Origin of the sequence: Nonomuraea sp. NPDC049480 (assembly GCF_044465905.1) — a bacterium.
GTDB lineage: Bacteria > Actinomycetota > Actinomycetes > Streptosporangiales > Streptosporangiaceae > Nonomuraea.
Genome location: NZ_JBITMD010000005.1, coordinates 102,949 through 120,622 on the forward strand (window position 1 = coordinate 102,949; position 17,674 = coordinate 120,622).

The 17,674-nt window shown below is 67.2% G+C and carries 19 protein-coding genes; 8 read left to right on the forward strand and 11 right to left on the reverse strand.

Going from position 1 to position 17,674, the window contains the following annotated elements:
- Positions 1-431 precede the first annotated feature (431 nt).
- Positions 432-623: a DUF1918 domain-containing protein gene (locus tag ACIBX3_RS16460; protein ID WP_397117589.1), complete on the forward strand. Its 192-nt coding sequence runs from the start codon at positions 432-434 to the stop codon at positions 621-623.
- A gap of 156 nt (positions 624-779) precedes the next feature.
- On the opposite strand, the gene ACIBX3_RS16465 is transcribed toward ACIBX3_RS16460, so the two are convergent.
- The 3 genes from ACIBX3_RS16465 to ACIBX3_RS16475 form a co-directional block, all read right to left on the reverse strand.
- Positions 780-1,676, reverse strand: a complete 897-nt coding sequence (locus ACIBX3_RS16465) for a GerMN domain-containing protein (RefSeq protein ID WP_397117591.1) — start codon at positions 1,674-1,676, stop codon at positions 780-782.
- 196 nt (positions 1,677-1,872) lie between these two features.
- The gene (locus tag ACIBX3_RS16470; protein WP_397117593.1) at positions 1,873-2,520 is read right to left on the reverse strand and encodes a DUF305 domain-containing protein; all 648 of its coding nucleotides are present in this window, start codon (positions 2,518-2,520) and stop codon (positions 1,873-1,875) included.
- A 542-nt stretch (positions 2,521-3,062) separates the two neighbouring features.
- Positions 3,063-3,329, reverse strand: a complete 267-nt coding sequence (locus ACIBX3_RS16475) for a hypothetical protein (protein WP_397117595.1) — start codon at positions 3,327-3,329, stop codon at positions 3,063-3,065.
- Between the two features lie 190 nt (positions 3,330-3,519).
- On the opposite strand from ACIBX3_RS16475, the gene adhE reads away from it, so the two are divergent.
- Positions 3,520-6,156, forward strand: coding sequence for a bifunctional acetaldehyde-CoA/alcohol dehydrogenase (gene adhE / locus ACIBX3_RS16480; protein ID WP_397117597.1), 2,637 nt, complete (start codon positions 3,520-3,522; stop codon positions 6,154-6,156).
- A 205-nt stretch (positions 6,157-6,361) separates the two neighbouring features.
- Here the strand turns inward: adhE and ACIBX3_RS16485 are convergent, their stop codons facing one another.
- The 3 genes from ACIBX3_RS16485 to ACIBX3_RS16495 form a co-directional block, all read right to left on the reverse strand.
- Positions 6,362-6,673: a hypothetical protein gene (locus ACIBX3_RS16485; protein ID WP_397117599.1), complete on the reverse strand. Its 312-nt coding sequence runs from the start codon at positions 6,671-6,673 to the stop codon at positions 6,362-6,364.
- A 607-nt stretch (positions 6,674-7,280) separates the two neighbouring features.
- Positions 7,281-7,961 (reverse strand): hypothetical protein, encoded by a 681-nt coding sequence (locus ACIBX3_RS16490; protein ID WP_397117601.1) that lies wholly within the window; start codon positions 7,959-7,961, stop codon positions 7,281-7,283.
- Positions 7,958-8,275 (reverse strand): hypothetical protein, encoded by a 318-nt coding sequence (locus tag ACIBX3_RS16495; protein WP_397117603.1) that lies wholly within the window; start codon positions 8,273-8,275, stop codon positions 7,958-7,960. Before ACIBX3_RS16495 ends, ACIBX3_RS16490 begins: the two co-directional genes overlap by 4 nt.
- Before the next feature lie 281 nt (positions 8,276-8,556).
- Here ACIBX3_RS16495 and ACIBX3_RS16500 point away from each other — a divergent pair, with 281 nt between their 5' ends.
- Positions 8,557-8,763, forward strand: coding sequence for a PLD nuclease N-terminal domain-containing protein (locus ACIBX3_RS16500; protein ID WP_397117605.1), 207 nt, complete (start codon positions 8,557-8,559; stop codon positions 8,761-8,763).
- Complete coding sequence (locus ACIBX3_RS16505; RefSeq protein WP_397117607.1) at positions 8,760-9,809, forward strand: nitroreductase/quinone reductase family protein; 1,050 nt, start codon at positions 8,760-8,762, stop codon at positions 9,807-9,809. Before ACIBX3_RS16500 ends, ACIBX3_RS16505 begins: the two co-directional genes overlap by 4 nt.
- Before the next feature lie 127 nt (positions 9,810-9,936).
- On the opposite strand, the gene ACIBX3_RS16510 is transcribed toward ACIBX3_RS16505, so the two are convergent.
- Positions 9,937-10,113, reverse strand: a complete 177-nt coding sequence (locus ACIBX3_RS16510) for a hypothetical protein (protein WP_397117609.1) — start codon at positions 10,111-10,113, stop codon at positions 9,937-9,939.
- Positions 10,114-10,504: 391 nt separating this feature from the next.
- On the opposite strand from ACIBX3_RS16510, the gene ACIBX3_RS16515 reads away from it, so the two are divergent.
- The 3 genes from ACIBX3_RS16515 to ACIBX3_RS16525 all read left to right on the forward strand — a co-directional run bounded on the left by ACIBX3_RS16515 (position 10,505) and on the right by ACIBX3_RS16525 (position 12,604).
- Positions 10,505-10,918, forward strand: a complete 414-nt coding sequence (locus ACIBX3_RS16515; RefSeq protein ID WP_397117611.1) for an Hsp20/alpha crystallin family protein — start codon at positions 10,505-10,507, stop codon at positions 10,916-10,918.
- Positions 10,919-10,979: 61 nt separating this feature from the next.
- Positions 10,980-11,834 carry a universal stress protein gene (locus tag ACIBX3_RS16520; protein WP_397117613.1) on the forward strand — a complete coding sequence of 285 codons (855 nt, stop codon included), beginning with the start codon at positions 10,980-10,982 and terminating at the stop codon, positions 11,832-11,834.
- Entirely contained in the window at positions 11,831-12,604 is a 774-nt protein-coding gene (locus ACIBX3_RS16525; RefSeq protein ID WP_397117615.1) for a DUF6544 family protein, read from the forward strand. The genes ACIBX3_RS16520 and ACIBX3_RS16525 overlap by 4 nt, the downstream gene beginning before the upstream one ends.
- Positions 12,605-12,715: 111 nt before the next feature.
- On the opposite strand, the gene ACIBX3_RS16530 is transcribed toward ACIBX3_RS16525, so the two are convergent.
- The 4 genes from ACIBX3_RS16530 to ACIBX3_RS16545 form a co-directional block, all read right to left on the reverse strand.
- Complete coding sequence (locus ACIBX3_RS16530; protein ID WP_397117617.1) at positions 12,716-13,048, reverse strand: transposase family protein; 333 nt, start codon at positions 13,046-13,048, stop codon at positions 12,716-12,718.
- A gap of 199 nt (positions 13,049-13,247) precedes the next feature.
- Positions 13,248-13,730 (reverse strand): hypothetical protein, encoded by a 483-nt coding sequence (locus tag ACIBX3_RS16535; RefSeq protein ID WP_397117619.1) that lies wholly within the window; start codon positions 13,728-13,730, stop codon positions 13,248-13,250.
- The gene (locus tag ACIBX3_RS16540) at positions 13,727-15,277 is read right to left on the reverse strand and encodes a hypothetical protein (RefSeq protein ID WP_397117621.1); all 1,551 of its coding nucleotides are present in this window, start codon (positions 15,275-15,277) and stop codon (positions 13,727-13,729) included. Before ACIBX3_RS16540 ends, ACIBX3_RS16535 begins: the two co-directional genes overlap by 4 nt.
- 175 nt (positions 15,278-15,452) lie before the next feature.
- Positions 15,453-15,953 carry a hypothetical protein gene (locus tag ACIBX3_RS16545; RefSeq protein WP_397117623.1) on the reverse strand — a complete coding sequence of 167 codons (501 nt, stop codon included), beginning with the start codon at positions 15,951-15,953 and terminating at the stop codon, positions 15,453-15,455.
- Positions 15,954-17,250: 1,297 nt separating this feature from the next.
- Between ACIBX3_RS16545 and ACIBX3_RS16550 the strand changes: the two genes are divergently transcribed.
- Complete coding sequence (locus ACIBX3_RS16550) at positions 17,251-17,568, forward strand: helix-turn-helix transcriptional regulator (protein ID WP_397117625.1); 318 nt, start codon at positions 17,251-17,253, stop codon at positions 17,566-17,568.
- Positions 17,569-17,674 lie beyond the last annotated feature (106 nt).

A 17,674-nucleotide genomic window follows, 5' to 3' on the forward strand; every position in this document is an offset into this window, starting at 1 on the left:
CGCCGTACGACAGGCCACGACGGCTTCGTCTTGAAGACTTTGCCCATTCCTGGTCAGAGCGTTGACCGGCACCGTCACCACTCCCCAGCGCGCCGGAGAGCACCAACGCGCCGCACTTCAGGACCTTCCGCGTAAGCTTCGGCACTCGCAGGCTGAAAGGACAGGCAGCGCGCGATGGTAGGCCAGGGTCGGCGGTCCACGGCGATACGCCTGGCGCCTCGCTGACGTGGCGCTCCACTGACACTCGCCGAGCCCGAGGCGCTCAGCCTGCGATGCGCTGTCACAGACCGGCCAGCCGCTGGTATCACCAGGGACATGTCGGCGAGCCGAAGGTCCCCCGATGTGGGGACCTCTGGCCCTGCCACGTTGGGGCCGGCTCTTGGAGGGTGGGAGGGACGGAGGATTTCACCCAGGAGATGTGAGGAACCGCGATGAAGGCTGCAGTAGGAGACCGGCTGATCGTGGAGGGCACGCGCGGCAACAGCACCCGACGCGAGGGGTTCATCCTGGAGGTGGCTCACGCGGATGGTTCCCCGCCCTACCTGGTGCGCTGGTTGGACGACGGGCACGAAAGCCTCGTCTTCCCCGGGCCCGAGGCGCGGGTCGTCCAAGCCACCCGATGACCGGAGGGCTTGCGCGACCTGCCCCGGTCTGGCAGGGCGGCCAGGCCGCCTCGCCAGCGTTCGGTAGCCGGCACGCTGACCGTCACGGCCGACGCCGATCCCGGCATATGTCCGAGCTTGATCATTCCGTTCTGTGTGGAGCGGAGCTCAATGAGCTCATGGCTCCAGCGACCGCGGAATGGAGTCCGACGGTCCGGTCGGGTGCTCGGTCCTGCCTGCAGCGTCGTAGATCTTCACCCACTTGATGGACGGAAACTGCTTGAGCGTCGGCCTGATCAGGTTGGCGATGGTGAACGTCGATCCTCCGCTGGTGACGGGGCCGGTCAGGTAGACCCTGACAATGCCGTTCTTGACGGTCAGTTTGCTGAAGCCGGTGGCCTTGGAGCTGACGAAACGCAGCCCTTGCGCCTGCTCGGCCTGGGTGGGGCCGGCGAACAGCCGCTGCAGCGCGCCGAAGGAAGTGGCCGGGGGGATCACCGGCCGCTGCACGGCGGTGGTGTATGGCCTGCGGCCGAGGTTGTAGTTGGCCGTGTTGAGGAAGTAGTCGCGCACCGGCACGGTCCGGTAAGGCGTGGCGATGTCGACGACGACGCGGCTCGGCCGGGCGAGTGTGTAGACCCGGAAGGGCACCCGCTTGGCGAGTCCGACCCCAAAGGTCAGCGTCGCCTCGAAGTCCCCGGTGTTGACGACTTGGAGGACGCCGGGCAGCGCGTACGTCCTGCGGGTCGTCCCGTAGGTCACGTTGCCGCGGCCGTCATGGCCGTCAGCGTGGCTGAAGCGCACTTGGAGCAGGGCGCTGCCGACGGCGTTGACGGTGTGGCCGGAGCCGTCGGCGATCAGCTTGGACACGTAGCGGACATCGCGCTGGGCCGGCACCTGGCCGCGGAACTCGAAAACCAGCCGGTCCAGGCCATAGTGGTGCGCGGCCCTGATGTTCACCAGCGTGGAGATGGCGGCCTGCTGGGCGGCCTGCGCGGGTACGGCCAGCAGTCCCGTGGCTGAGGCGGCTACCGCGGTGGCGATGAGGGGGCGGATCGGGAGCATGATGATCATCTCTTTCCCCGTGAGTGCTCCTGATTCCAGCGTGAACGCCACCATGGCTCGGCGACACTGGCGAACGTCCTACAGTTCGCCGATTTAGGCCATCGCGGAACTACCGCCTGAGAATGCGAGAGGGCGGACTCTACGGATTGGGGCAGGGACGAGCGACGGTGCCGATCCAGACCGGGACTTTCGGCCCGCCGGGTCGTCACCAGCCCATCCCGCCGCGCATGCCTGGCATGTTCCACCGGTCGGTGCCGAACCAGTTGCTCAGGTACTGCTGCATCTGGAACATCTCGGTGTGCTGGGTGTCACGCACACTGGCCGCGAACGCCCTGACCTCCTGGTGTTCCGCCTGCCCGCGCATGAGCAGCTGCTGGGACATCATCACCGCCACCATGTGGTGGTGGATCATGTCCTGCAGGAACGCCTTGTCCAGCTCATCGCCCGAAAGCTTGGGCAGATCGTGCATCATCGGCTGGTAGTCGACCGCCGTCGAACGTCCCGGGTACCAGGCGGCCAGCCACTTGTTCATGGTGGCGATCTCGGCGGTCTGGATCTTCACGATCGAGGCACCCAGGGCGCGCATCTCTGCCCGGCTCGAGCGCTGCAGCTGTCCGGCTGCGGTGACGGCCTCCTGGTGGTGGGCCACCATCTCGGACAGGTAGTCGAACTCACTGCCGATGCGAGAACCGTGCATCCGGCCCATTGACCACATGTCACTCATCGGACCGTAGTTTTGTCCGTTCCGATGCCATCCGGTGGCCTGTGGTGGCTGGGCGTTGCCTGCGGCGACGGCGACGCCGGTCACCGCGGCGGTGGCGAGCACCGATCCGGCGGCGATCCCTGCGATCATTGACCGTCTCATTTTCGGCCCCCTTGCTTACATGACCGCTGATAGCTGGGTCCCTCGTGACCCAGCCTGAACCGGCCCGCTCGGCGAGGGCAGGGTCTTCCGACACCTGAGGCCGGGACCAACAGCAGCCCAGGGCAGGACCAATGACACTCTCGGCCGGACGAGCGGGCATCGCCCTTTGCCGACTATCAGCACATCAGGCCAGGTGAGGACCAACGCCCGTCGCATGTGGGACTTCGTCTCCGGGCGGCGCTGGTGGCTGTGCGCAAGGCTGGAAGTAAAAGTGGCGGAGGTGCGTGATGGCCAGATACATCGTGGTCGGCGTGGACGGATCCGCACCGGCGACGGCGGCCATGGAATGGGTCGCCGCCGACACCCAGCGAAGAGGGCTGGGACTGCGGGTCGCACACATGTGCGGACAGTGGTCGAACGATGAAGGCACGACAAGGTACTGCACCGGGATGCTGGAGGCGGCCGGCGACCGGGCACGTGACATGACGCGCCGCGTCGAGGTGACCACGGCCTGCTGCCCGGGAACGCGATCATGGCAGTTCACAGAGGAATCTGCCCGTTTGAGAGGGGGATTTGCCAGCGCACCAAGTGCCGCCGCCGGGCGGGGTCTCAAGCTCGGCGGTGCCGCCCAGCCGGGCGGCGCGCTCGTCAATGTTGTGCAGGCCGCTGCGCTTTCCCTGCTCGCCCGCGGCCATGCCGACGCCGTTGTCGGCCACCGTCAGCGCCAGCCCGGAGGCCGTGACGTCAACGGCGACGTCGGCGCGGCTGGCGTGGCCGATGATCACTGCTTTGCCCATCCCGGGAAGGCTGGCGCCGAACCAGGGAAGTGCTGAAAGTCACCATTCGGGAGCGACTCAGTACAGCCAAAGGTCCCAGGATCACGGTGTCTTTCGGCCTCATGATCAGGGTCGGAACGCTCCGGTGTGGTGACCGGAGGATCGGGATGCTGGAAGGCGACCAACACGACGAGTCCCCGAGGTGACCCAGATGAGCGACACGGTCGCGGACGTGCCGACCTCCGTCAAGGAAATGATCGACCCCCTGGTGGGGAACGCCCTCAAGGCACTGGACGAATACGCCGCTTTCAGCCAGGAGCAGATCGATCACATCGTCAAGAAGGCGTCCGTCGCCGCGCTCGATGAGCACGCGGCGCTAGCCGACTTCGCCGTGCGGGAGACAGGGCGAGGGGTGTTCGAGGACAAAGCGGTGAAGAACATCTTCGCCTGTGAGCACGTCACCAACAGCATGGCCACGCTCAAGACCGTCGGCGTGATCTCACGGGACGACATCAGCGGAATCGTGGAGATCGCCGAACCCGTCGGAGTCATCTGCGGGATCACCCCGGTGACCAACCCGACCTCCACCACGATCTTCAAGGCGCTGATCGCCCTGAAGACCCGCAACCCCATCGTCTTCGCCTTCCACCCGGCCGCCCAGGAGAGCAGCGCCGCCGCGGCGAAGATCGTCCGGGACGCCGCGGTGACGGCGGGCGCGCCGGAGCACTGCGTGCAGTGGATCGAGGAGCCGTCGCTGACCGCCACGCGCGCGCTGATGCACCACGACGGGGTGGCCACGATCCTGGCGACCGGCGGCAACGGCATGGTGCGGGCGGCGTACTCGGCGGGCAAGCCGGCGCTCGGCGTCGGCGCGGGCAACGTGCCCGCCTACATCGAGCAGTCAGCCGACCTGCGGCAGGCCGTCAACGACATCGTGCTGTCGAAGGCGTTCGACAACGGCATGATCTGCGCCTCCGAGCAGGCGGCGATCATCGACGCGACGGTGTACGAGGACGCGCTGGCCGAGTTCGGCGCGCTGCACGCCTACCGGGCCGATGCCGAGGAGAAGCGGAAGCTGGAGGAGTTCCTGTTCGGCGTCACCGCATCCGGCGAGTCGTGCTCTCAGGCCAGGCTCAACCCCGACGTCGTCGGCCGGCCCGCGAGCTGGATCGCCGAACGGGCCGGGTTCGAGGTGCCCGAAGGTACCTCGGTGATCCTCGCCGAGGTCACCCAGGTCGGCCCGGCCGAGCCGCTGACCAGGGAGAAGCTGTGCCCGGTGCTGGCCGTGCTGCGCGCGGGCAGCAGTGAGGAGGGGATCGTCCTGGCCGAGCGGATGGTGGAGTTCGGCGGCCTGGGCCACAGCGCCGCGATCCACACCCGGGACGAGCGGCTGGCCGAGGAGTTCGGGCGGCGCGTCAAGGCGGTCCGGATCATCTGGAACGCCCCGTCGTCGCAGGGCGGCATCGGCGACATGTACAACGCCTTCATCCCGTCGCTGACCCTCGGCTGCGGCAGCTATGGCCGCAACTCGGTCTCCCACAACGTCTCGGCCGTCGACCTGCTCAACATCAAGCGGATCGGGCGGCGCACCAACAACCTTCAGTGGTTCAAGATCCCCGCGAAGATCTACTTCGAGCCGCACGCGATCCGCTATCTGGCCGACATGCCGGACGTACACCGGGTGACGGTCGTCACCGACCCGACGATGACCCGGCTCGGCTACGTCGACCGGATCATCACGGTCCTCAGTCGCCGCCCCGAGCGGGTGGCGCTGCAGATCATCGACGACGTGGAGCCCGAGCCGACCGTGGCGACCGTGGATCGGGGCGCCGAGTTGATGCGGCAGTTCCGGCCAGACACGATCATCGCCCTCGGCGGCGGGTCGGCGATGGACGCCGCCAAGGTGATGTGGCTGCGCTACGAGCACCCCGAGGTCGTCTTCGCCGACATGCGGCAGAAGTTCTTCGACATCCGCAAGCGCGCCTTCAAGTTCCCGCCGCTCGGCGACCTGGCCCGCCTGGTCTGCGTGCCGACCACCTCGGGCACCGGCGCGGAGGTCACGCCGTTCGCGGTGATCACCGACACCGTGACGGGCAAGAAGTATCCCCTGGCCGACTACGCGCTGACGCCGAGCGTCGCGATCGTCGACCCGCACCTGGCGGCGGACCTGCCTCCGGTCGTCACCGCCGACAGCGGTTTCGACGCCCTCACCCACGCGATCGAGGCGTACGTGTCGGTCTACGCCAGCGACTACACCGACGGCCTGGCCCTGCACGCGATCAAGCTGATCTTCGCGAACCTGGAGAGCGCCGTCCATCACGGGGCCGGGGACCCGCGGGCGCGCGAGCGGATGCACAACGCGGGCACCATCGCCGGCATGGCTTTCGGCAACGCCTTCCTCGGCATCGTCCACGCCATGTCGCACACGCTCGGCGCAACTTTTCACATCGCTCACGGCCGGACGAACGCGGTCCTGCTGCCCCACGTGATCCGCTACAACGGCACGGCCCCGACCAAGCTGTCCGGCTGGCCCAAGTACGAGCACTACCGCGCTCCAGAACGGTTCCAGGAGATCGCCCAGACCGTCGGCCTGCCCGCCGCCACCCCGGCCGAAGGCGTGGAGTCGCTGGCCGCCGCAGTCGAGCGGCTGCGGGACGCCGCCTTGATCGAGCCGTCGTTCCAGGCCCTCGGCATCGACGAGAACGCCTTCCTGACCGCGCTCCCTCAGCAGGCGCGCAACGCCTACGAGGACCAGTGCGCGCCCGCCAACCCGCGGATGCCGATGCTCGACGACATGCAAGCACTCATGCGGGCCGCGTACTACGGGAGCGACAGCTTGACGGCGTAGCGGCCTGAGAGGTCGGCGTCGAGGTTGCGGACCAGTTGCCGGATGGTGGGGTCGTCGTCTGCGGCGGCGGTGATGGTCGTGCCGAGGGCGGCGCCTAGTCTGCCGCCGTTCGGACCAGCCGTAGTGCCGCACGACGTTCCAACTCGAACGGGACTAGTTCGCCGGAAGAACTCGCGGTGGGAGCATTTCCACGCGTGGCACACGATCAGCGGTAATCTGCTGGAGGCGGCTCCGGCAGCCGGCCCACGCAGGGTCTCTCTCGTCGGCGCTGGTTGCACTTGGCGTCGATGACCTCATGGGCGGCGGTATGCAACAGGACACGTTGCAGGGCTTGGCCGGCGGCGAGCCAGTCCTGGCGGGTGTCCGCGCTGGTGATGAGCACGGCCACGACGCCGGCCGTGGCCGTGGCGGTTGCTCCGGCCGAAGCGGGCCAGCCGTGCCGCCAGGAGTAGTCGCGCTGCGAGAAATGTGACTCCGCGGGTGGCGCAGTCGCCCCTGGCTGCTCCCCGACCGGCACCCCATCCTGGCCTATGCTCGCCGGATCGCGAGCCCAGCGGATCAACTCCAGGCCGAACCCTCTGATCCTGAGCCTGGACGTCCTGTGCAGCCTGGGTGAGCGCGGCGAGCACGTTCACCGCCAATGAGGAGCGGATCGATGTGAGCTTGGCTTTCTCGCTCGACGCCCCTTTGACGAGGGACTCGACGAGCCGCTCAGGTTCCGGCACGTCGGCGAAGTCCGTCCGGTGGGTGCGGCGCCGCTCGATCTCGCCGCTGAGAGCCCACGTGTGCTCATCGGCCCGGACTTCGGCACTTGGGGCGATGATGGCGAGCGGGGACGGGCTGTCGGTGTCGGGAAGGGTTCGGACCACCGGCTCGTATCCCTCGTACAGCAGGACGGTTCGCATGGTGAACAGGGCAGTGCCACAATTGATCGACAGTTCGCGCCCGGACACGTCGCTGACCTGGAGCTTCCTGGCCCGAGTCGGCCCTAAGGGGGATCTCCTCACCGGACACGGAGAAGGTTACAAGGCTGAGTGCTGTATGCGAAGGGCGTCCAGCGAGCGGCCTCCACAGCCGCAGCGAGCGCCGCGTGCTTCGCCGAACGACGGGCATGCCTTCCCCCTTCACGAGGCGACATGCTCTGACCAGTACGCCGACGGCGTGTCTTGCGAGGCCGGAGACCACCCGCCTTCGGCCAAAGCCTTGATCGTGGTCATCTGCTTCTTGACCGTGAAGTAGTCGGCCGACTGAGACAGGAGCAGATAGATCAGGCCCAAGAAGCCGGGGCGGCACAACACGCGGAGCCGGAACAACATCCTCGTGCGCCCGCCGAGGTCGCGCAGGACGATCGTCCACGTCTCCGTGACGTGAAACACCCGAATCGCCAGGACGAGCGTGCGCTCGCGCTCCACCTGCTCGACCCGGTAGCCGGTGCCCGAGCGGCTGGTCGGGAGCAGGTCGCCCACCTCGAGCTTCTGCAGCTCGGGGACGATGCGCCGGGCGCTGGGCATGCCGCCGTTGTCGATCGCGTCGTAGCCGTACCATCCCGCCCGGGTGTATCCGCCCATCTGCACCAGCCAGGGCCACACTGCCTCCGGCGGCGCGTCAATGGTGATGGCGCGGGTCGCGATGATGTGGGGGAGGGGAATGACGGCGTCGCCTGGAAGCGCGCCGTGCACCTCCTCCCGGGTCGCTCCCCAGCGGAGCAGCCGCGGGCGCACGAACATCACATAGGCCACGAGCCCGGCCGCCTGTCCCAGCAGTGCCCGTCGTAGTCGCCTTCCGGCATTGCGCGTTCTCGTCATGCCTCGATCGCATCAAGGGGGCGTGGCGCGGGACAGTGCCGAAAGACGGTGGCGTAGCGGGCTTTCGTCCTCTCGTGCCGCTGAACGGCGGCGCCTCGCGCAGGGAGGGGATCGCACGGCACTGCTCCGGAACGGACGCGGGCGGTGTGCTTGGAGCGTGACCAGGATGACGCGAGCGCGGTTCCGATGATCAGCTGGACCGCTGTGGCGATGACGAGTCCCGCGATCAGTCCCTCCAACCGGCCGGTGAACAGGATCGTGAAGAACGTGATGACGGTGAGGACCGCGAAGGCGATCCGCAGCAGGCTCAGCACGATGTAGTGAGGGATCGCCAGGAGCCACTTGACGATCCAGAGGCCCCGGTTGAGCGGCTCCCTCGAGCCGGGCCTCGACCCGTACGGGATAGGTACTCATCCTTCCAGCGCAGCACCGCCCGGCACGGCTGCCTGCGGGCGAAGTTCCGACCTGGCGAGGTGATGAACACCAACTGCAAGAAAGAAGGGCCAATGACTCTGGACGTGTGACTTTTGCCCCTGACCGGCCCCCGGGGAGGTCGGCACCCTGGTGGCGACGGGCGAGTGAAGGGAGTCCGCCGATGCGCTGGGACGAGATGTCGAATAAGCAGCAGGGTGCGCTCATCGCACTGACGTCCATAGAGGTTGCCCTCACCGCGGCCGCCGCGGTGGATCTCTGCTTCCGGCCCAGGGGGGACGTGCGAGGGCGCAAGGGACTGTGGTGGCTGGCGATCTTCGTCCAGCCGGTGGGTCCCATCGCGTACCTGCTGTGGGGGCGGCGATCATGATCTGGAAGGCTCTGGATCGGTTCCAGACCCGCCTGGTGAACCCGGTCGTCGCCTGGGTGCTCCGCACGCCGCTGCATGACCTGCTGTCGCGGCGGATCGCGCTGTTGACCGTCACCGGCCGCAGGAGCGGCGCCGCCATCCGCCTGCCCGTCCAGTACGAGCAGGACGGAGACATGCTCACCATGGTGAGCAGCTCGCGGCGGCTGTGGTGGCGCAACCTCGAGGGCGGCGCGCCGGTGCGAATTGTCCTGGAGGGCGAGGCCCGAGAGGGTTACGCGAAGGTCCGCCGGGATCCATCGCCCATGGTGAGCATCCGCCTGGAGGCGGCGGTGGAGGTGGAGGCGCCCGCCCTGCCACGGGAGTCCGCCGGTTTGTGGTGGCGCTGGACGAGAGCGGTCACGCTGGGGGAGATCGTCGGATTCATGGTGCCGGCGGTGGCGGGGGCCTGGGTGGCCGCACCCGGGTGGGGGATGCTGGGCATCGGACCGCTGCTGCAGGCGGCGATGATCGTCCTGGCTGGGGCGGTGGAGGGCATGTTCCTCGGCCTGGCGCAGGCGTACGCGCTCCGGACGGCACTTCCCGAGGTCGCCACCCGTGACTGGGTTCGGGCGACGGCGTGGGGGGCCGCCATAGCGTGGACCGTCGGCGCGTTGCCGATCGTGATAGGTGAGCGCGTTCTGCAATGGTCTCCCGTGGTGCTCGCCTTGCTGGGGCTGATGCTGCTGGCGGCCATGGGGCTGCTGCAGTGGCAGCTGCTGCGGCGGCACGTGCGCGGGGCGTTCTGGTGGGTGCTCGCGACCGCGGGCTCATGGCTGGTCGCGCTGGGCGTGTTCGCGCTGGTGACCACGCCGCTATGGCAGGAGGGGCAGCCGGCCTGGCTGATCGTCGCGATCGGGGTGCTCGGCGGGGTCGTCATGGCGGCCACCGTGGCGGTGCTCACTGGGGCCGCGCTGGTGCGCCTGTTTCACTACGGGCTGGTTCACCACGAACCGGTTCACCACGGGCCGGACTCCGTGGCGGTGGGCGAGTGGCGCAGGCCCGAATAGGCGTCGCGGGCGGTGATCTCGCCGGGAGCACCCGATGGATGGTGCGGGAGATCGGCGGCTCCAGCCCGTGCTGGTCGCGGCCGCATCGCCTCCCATGGCCGCGCCGAGCCGGGTGAGCTCGGCCAGGTCACGGGTGATGACAGCGACCCTGGTGTTGTCCCCCACGCCCAGCCTTTTCGGCCACCCCTGCCGCGGTCGCCACGACGTTCTTGAGCGCGCCGCCGAGCGCGCAGACGGTCACGTCGCCGTTGGCGTAGACGCGTAGCAGGCCACGCTGGAAGATCTCCTGCAGCATTGTGGCCACGGTCTCGTTCCCGGTGGCGATGACTTCGGCCGAGGGCCTTCCCGGCCAGGATCTTCTTGGCCAGGTTCGGCCCGATCAGTGCGGCCGTGGGGTGGCCAGGTAGCACCCCAGATACACCTGGTTGCATTGTCTGACGTTGATCTCTTCGGCGATGCCGGGATCGCGGATCCAGACCAGCAGTGTCGTGCCGCTTGCAGACCAGGGCCGCCACCGTGGTGCCCCATGAACCGGCGCCCAGGACGGAAATTCTCATACTTCTCTATCCCAGCCGTCCCCTCACCGCCGCACAGGCCGATGGTCCCTGGTCATGAGGGACTTCGTCCTCTGTGGGCGCGGGCCGGTCGGGTGTGTGCTGAAGGTGTGGGAATCGGGACCATGGAAGGAGGCTGCGATGAGCCTGCCTGAGCGGCGGGACATGAGGCTCCCGTTCACGGAGCTGTTCGAGTGGCTGGAGCACCCAGTGTTCGGGTTCCGGCCGTTCGGCCAGATCCTCAGGGTCGAGGACTACATCGCCGAGGGCCGGTACGTCCTGCGTACCGAGTTGCCCGGGATCGACCCCGACAAGGACGTCGAGGTCACCGTGGACGACGGCGTCCTGCACATCCGGGCGGAGAAGACCCGGAAGACCACCGAGCCGCGCCGCTCCGAGTTCGCCTACGGATCGCTATCCCGCTCGGTGACGCTGCCCGCGACGGCCAAGACCGACGACGTCGAGGCCGTCTACAAGGACGGTGTCCTGGAGGTCAGCGTGGGGCTGGCCGAAGGAAAGAAGGCGGAAGGCCGGCGGATCGCCGTCGAGCACTGACGCCCGGCCGAGCGCGGGCGGGGCGCCTGCCCGGCTCGGCGTCCTCCCGAGGAGGTTGATGATGAACAGAACGATCGTCGTGGGGATCGACGGGTCGCAGGCCGCGAGGTCCGCGCTGGTCTGGGCGGCCGGCGACGCTGGACGCAGGCGCCTGCCGCTGCGCATCGTCCACGTGCGCGAGCCTTGGCTGGCCGAGCACCCGCTCACCGCGTCCGGCGACCAGGAGACCCTGACCGAGCGGGTCCAGGGGCTGCTGGCCGGTGCTGCGGAGCGGGCCCGCGTTCTCGCGCCAGGGGTACAAGTCTCGACCGCCCTGGTCACCGGTGCCGTGATCGAGCGGCTCAAGACCGAGTCCGAAACGGCCGACACCTTGGTGATAGGCAGCAGGGGACTGGGCGGGTTCGCCGGGCTGGTGATCGGCTCGGTCGGGCTCGGCCTCGCCGGGCACGCGGGCTGCCCGCTGGTCGTTGTCAGGAGGCCCCTGCATGAGGGCAACGGAGAGATCGTGGTCGGCCACGACGGCTCCTCACATGCAGATCTGGCGCTGGAATATGCCATGGATCAGGCGGCCGCCCGCCAAGCCCGGGTTCGTGTTCTCCACGCCCGCCGGTATCCCGTCCTTGCTCCGCACCCCGCCGGGTACGGGCCGTCACCTGCCGGAGAGGTGGCCGAACTTGGGCCGCGGCTGACGCCGTGGCGGGAGAAATATCCGGATGCCGAGGTGATCGAGTCGATCGTCGACGGGCACCCGGTTCCCGCGTTGGTCCAGGCGTCGAAAGGCGCCGATCTCGTGGTGGTGGGCACGCGTGGGCTGGGCGGGTTCACGGGGATGGTGCTCGGCTCGGTCAGCCACGGGGTGCTGCATCGGGCGCGGTGCCCGGTAGCGGTGGTGCCCGCCCTGGGGAGGCGGGCATGACCGTCATCCTCGCCCCGCCGTACCTCACAGAACAGGCACGGCACGACTGGGAACTGTTGCAACGGCAGACCGCGGCGGCGTCCCCCTTCGAACCGGCCGCCGCCGACCTGCTGCCCGAACCGGCGCGGCGCTGGATCCTGCGCACGATCGCGCCCGGCACGCCGTTGCGGCGCGCGGTCGTGTTGAGCATGCGCGGCACGATCAGGCTGGGGTCCTGGCGGCGATTCCACGCCACGCAAGTCTTGCTGCCGCTGGAGGGGTTCGTCTGGTGCGCGAGCGCGTATCTCGGACTCCTGCCGGTGCACGGCTACGACCGTTATCGCGCGGGGACGGGGGAGATGCGGTGGCGGCTGCTCGACGCCTTTCCCGTGATGTCGGGCATGGGGCCGGACATCACCAGGAGCGCCGCTGGGCGGCTGGCCTGCGAGTTCGTGCTGTCTCCCGCGGCCGCGCTCGACCCGCGCGTGCGGTGGAAGCCGCTGGACGAGCGCCACGCGATGGCCGGGTTCCCGGTGGGTGGCGAGGACTATGAGGTGATGCTGGCCGTGGCGGCGGACGGCCGATTGGAGGGCGTCACCATGAGCCGTTGGGGCAAACCGGACAAGGGTCCGTACAGAGAGCACTTGTTTGGCGTCGAGTGTGAGGGCGAGACGACGTTCGACGGGTTCACGCTGCCCGCGGGCATCCGGGGCGGCTGGTGGCCGGGGACGGCGCGGTGGGCCGAGGGCGAGTTCATCCGCTTCACCATCGGCGACGCGCTGTTCCGCTGAGCGGTGGTCAGTACGGCAACGTGCGTCCGGAAGGCGTCCGCAGGTCGACTCCCGGCCCAGGACGGGTGGCCGGTTTCGGGCGCAGCGTTATGCGTGTGGTCCGCATCTCAGTCAACTCCTCAACGCCTCGCTGATGCGGGCGCTGCAGGCGATCGGCGGCACCTGCTCGGTGAATGAGGCCCGCTCACACCACGGTGTGTCACAGCGCCAGCGCCGCTTATGCACCACCAGCGTGACCGGCTTCAGCCCGATCGGCACATGCGCCGCCTGCGCCGCCACCCACTCCTTGGCCCGACCTACAGGAAGACCGCAATCCGGGCATATCGGCGGCCCAGACCGCTTCGGGACGACGTGCACCACCCGGCCGCCGTCCCCGTCGTGTTCCACCTCGAACACCGACACACTTATCAGCCCCCAGCAGGCCGAACCCGTATGCTGCTCCATGCACCCGTGTGGCTGTGATCTTTATTCTTTGGCGAGGACATGATCCACCACCACGGGTTCTCCTTTTCGTCTTCCCGACCTCGTTCGCTCTGCCCCGTGACTGACCGTCACCTCACGAGATCACCCAAGGTGATTAACTGACAACCCGCGCCCGGGCGAGCTGCGAAGAGCCTCTAAACGACATTGGAGTCCCTCCGCCTCAATGTCCCCCTTCGTCAAGGGGGATTCTGACGGACACCCTGGGGTTGGTGTAGCTGTGTGCTCCCTGGCTCGGGTGGCCGGGGTCCAAACTCTTGGCTAGATCGATTAGTATGGGGCGCAAGTCCTCGATCTCGCTCTCGACCGCGCCGTGCCTGCGTTCGAAGTCAGCGGGTAATTTGTGCTTCGGTCGGTTATCACGGATTTTCAAAACCTCGATCAGCCGCCCCATGGCCTCACGCGTTCGCTTCAGCAGAGCGAGTGCCTCGGTGACTCGAGCGAGCAGAACCGCGTCATCTATGTTGATTTTCAACTTGCCCAGCCTTAGCTGATATAGCAACTGGTGTGCCTTGTTGCAGGATGTGCGCATCTTTTCTACGCCCTCAATCTCGATCGTGCGGTCCACGATGCTGTTGTGGGCGGTTTCCAGTTCGGTGTCCAGGGATCTAAGCGAACGGGCCACGTCGGGCCCGCTTGTGGTCACGGCGCGGGCCTCCGCAGGCGGGTCAGAGCGTTGTACAGCGCCTCCGCGGCATCGACCAGTAGCCTGCGACTAACTTCTCTCATCGCCGCACGAGCCGCGAGATGGTCTGTCGGCAGGCCATTGCGCAGCGCGCCAAGCTGTCTTCTCACGTGTCCCAGCTCGTTGTGCCAGGTGAAGCCGGAACCAGATTCCGACAAGCGAACAACGTTGTCGACCAGATCAGTGAGCTCGGCCAGAGTGTCCTGTGCGGACAAAGATCTGCGCAATAGCTCGCGCGCGGTGGGCGCCGCCCGGACTGCCCGTGTCCTCGACCACAAAGCGTCGGCTCTATCGATCAAGTCTTCCAGCAGTTGCCTCTCGAGAGCGGCGATAAGCCCCTCCGCCTCAAGATCGGGCACATCTTCCAGAAGTTGCCTTTCCTGGCCAGGAACCTCCGGCTCCGTCTCAAGCGGGCACTCGTCCTGGTCCTCCACGGATGCGGCGGGCTCAGAGCCGGCAGGCAGTGTATCGATCAGGCGGCGGTAGGCATCAGTCGCCGCACCGACACTGATCTCCCGATCCGGGGTCATGGAGGACAGCGCGCCCACAACGTGCTTTGCTTGGCGATGGCGAACGGCGGCGGAGCGAGCCCCTGATCCTACGATTGGATGGTCACGCACCATCCTGCGCAGTTCCGGGTCGGGGGCATCCCCGGCTTTGGCCTGTCGGTATTCCACCAGGAGGTCGCGGAGAGGACTTGGGTGTGGGACCCGGTTGATCAGCGCTGTGAGTTGTTCGACTGACGGGTCGTTCGCCAACTCCTTGATTAGGTTCAAACAGACCTGATTGGACCGCTCGATCACCTCCGCTCGGAGGTAAAGAGTATTGTCAGGAGATTTGTAGCCAGAAGGACGGCTGGGATAGCGGTCGTAGTCGACGATCACTACGCCTTCAGCACCCTTGGGTAGCGGCCGGACGCCCAGATCGTCGACCAGTCTGCCTTTCAAGCCGGGCAGCATAATGCGGGACCCACCGTGCAGGGCGCAGTTGGCGAGCAGGCGTACGTGGTCGCGAGGCGCCGCAGGATAGAAGTCATTCAATGTCGGTGTATAGGCGGGCACGCATAGAATCTCGGCATTCGCCTCCCGCACCTCATCTTCCGCCCGGAGGTAGTCGAGGCAGACGGCCACCCCGATGCGTATGGTGCGGCCGCGTATGACGGCCTCCACCGTGACCGGCCCGGCACCGGAGGCTGCCGACTCCGAGTTGGCGCGGTAGCGCTTGGTAATGAAACGCACCCTGCGATCCGCGATCAGCGTCGAGACATTTCGCTTGAGCAGCAACCTAGCGGTCGAGCGCTCGTCAGCCTGCGCGAGTTGCTCGGCCAGCTCGTTGTTGCGGACCTCCTCCAGTCCCGCCACGACCACGCGCCCGGCGGAGAACTCCATCAGGTCTTGCAGGGACGCCGCGGGGTGCAGATATTCGGGAAAGACTGCGACGTCCACCTGCTGGGTTTCGAGGAAATCAAGCAGTTCACGCAGGCTCTTAACCGCCGCCTGGACGGCCATGGATTCGATTTCACGATAAACGTCTGGTCGCTGTACCGCGAAAAGGTGATTCACTGATAAATCGGGAAGGAGTGGGTGAGGACCGCTGAGTGGCTCGACAGGCATCCAGAGCTGTTGACCGGTAAAGCAGTATGGGATGCGATCAAGCTGAACGACGGCCAAGCGCAAGCGAGTGTTAGCTGGCGTCGACATGATCGTCCCCTGGTGGGATGGAGGTCGTCGGTGATGTTGGGAGTCCCAACACAATGGCCAGCTCCTGCGCCAAGCGCTCCGCCGCCGGGTAGGGGCGGTAGCCACGGACCTTCTCGACATGATCGATGAGTGGCCGGGCGGCTTTTACCGCGCTGACGAACGAACGACCCATGGTACGTAGGATCAGATCACGTTCTACATAGCCGCCCTCGCAGGCGATGGCCACTGAATTCATCACCGCCAGCGTGTATCCCGCACTGTTGAGCGACGCCTTGTCAAGGGCAGCCACTTCATGTGGCTTGCGGTGCGCGACAGCCTGGTGGAGGACTCTTCTCCCGTCCCGGACGGTCGGAGCCAGGTAGCGGTCCTGGACCTCGAAAAAGGCACGCAATCTGTCGGCCTTTGTGGAACGGCGGAATCCCCAGATCGCGATAGCAATGGCTACTATAGGCGACACCACGCTGAGCAGCGTCGAAGGCACCATTCACCAAATGTAGCCCGCTGTCGGCCATGCGCCCAGACAGCATTTGGCTCGCTCCACGTGGAGGGGCATGCCGCTGGCTGACTGCCTGCGCGGTGATACCGGTCGTTTTGGCGCAGCGAGTTGCGCCTTCCTACGGGACAGTGTGGGTGGTCAGCGGCATGGTGGGCGTGGTCGGTGCGTGCTCGTACGCCCCGTCAGGACCCGGCACTGCCGAACGCACAAAGCGCGCAGAGGCGGCACGAACTATCACCAAGCGGCACTGCGCAGCCTTTAAAAGATCTTTCTTGTAATCCGACGGGGCGTTCGAATGCTGTGCTTGTCAGATTCGCGGTGGGATCAGCGTCTCAGTGTCTTGATCCTGGCGTGCTAAAGGCGCCGACGTGACCACCGCGCCTCCCCCGCACTCACTCATGTCCATCGATTGTCCTAAACTTGTCCGAAACCGCTATGACCTGCGGGAATACGGCTTGATGTGACAGCACGTTGGCAGAGTACGAGGGGACGTAGGTCCCCAGAGCAACAGCCGCACTTGAGGTGAGCTGGTTGTCACGGCACTCACGGTGGGCAAGAGGCGCAAGGCCACGGACACCCAGAACGCGACCTCATCTTGCGTACCGATAGGGCGCAGGTCGGCGTGGGGCTGCTCGATCTGTCTGGCGGGCGGATCCAACTAAGTCTTTACCAGCGGCGATGTCTGAAATTGGGTTGTGGCGCAGGTATTTGATGAGTGACAGGGATCAGGTGGCCAGGCGATCGGGCCACACCATTGTGAACGCCATTCGCCCTCATACATGTGCCAGGCCGGGTGCTGAACCGGGCCTCGTTCTGGCCGCTGCACAACGCGCAAGAGCGGCCGGCGAGCTGCCACCCCACACGATGGTGCCGCAAACCTGCTGACCTTCTGCTCTCCGAGCGTCTTGCATGCACGGGGACTCGGTTGTCACCGAGACGTTCGGCGAGCAGGGAAGGCCGGGTCGGTTCGGGGTGCGACGGGTGATGCTGACCAGGGGATTTCGCTTGACGGGCGGGGCGGAGGTGGGCGTCGATACCTCTCGCGCTACCGGCCGACCGGTTCCCGCGTGTTCCTGCGGCCGCTGGGGCCGCCCTGTCGATGATGCGGCGTGGCCCCGGCGTCCCATCGAGGGCGCGGGACGGGAAGCCGGGGCGCAGCGCCCGCGGCAGGCCCCCGGAGGAGCCGCCCACGCGGCGACATCTGCGGGGCCGCCCGCCCGCCGACCCAGTCGGACCAGGCCTCTGGACTGTGAGGACGTGTCAACCGATTTTCTTGGAGGTGATCATGAGCGAGACATCCGGACTGGCGCCATCCGCTCGGAACCGCCGCGCCCGGCAGGCCGTCCCGCGGGAAACGGCGGCCCAACCCGCGACCGAGGCGCTGGATCGGCGGCTGGTGATCGGGCTGGTGGAGGCCGGGCGGCTACTGGGAATGGGCCGCACCACGGCCTATCGCCTGGCCAGGACCGGCCGGTTCCCGTGTCCGATATTGCGGATCGGTGGCCGGTACGCCGTCCCGGTGCGCGGGCTGCGGGCGTTGCTGGGTTACCGCGACGAGGAGCGTCGCACCCACGACGAGCACGAGAAAGGGATGACCGAGTAGTGGCAAACGGATCCACCTACAAGACCTGCGCCTGCAAAGACGCCGACACCGGCAAGCGGCTGGGCAAGAACTGCCCCAAACTCCGCCGGCTCGGAGCTGCGGGGGA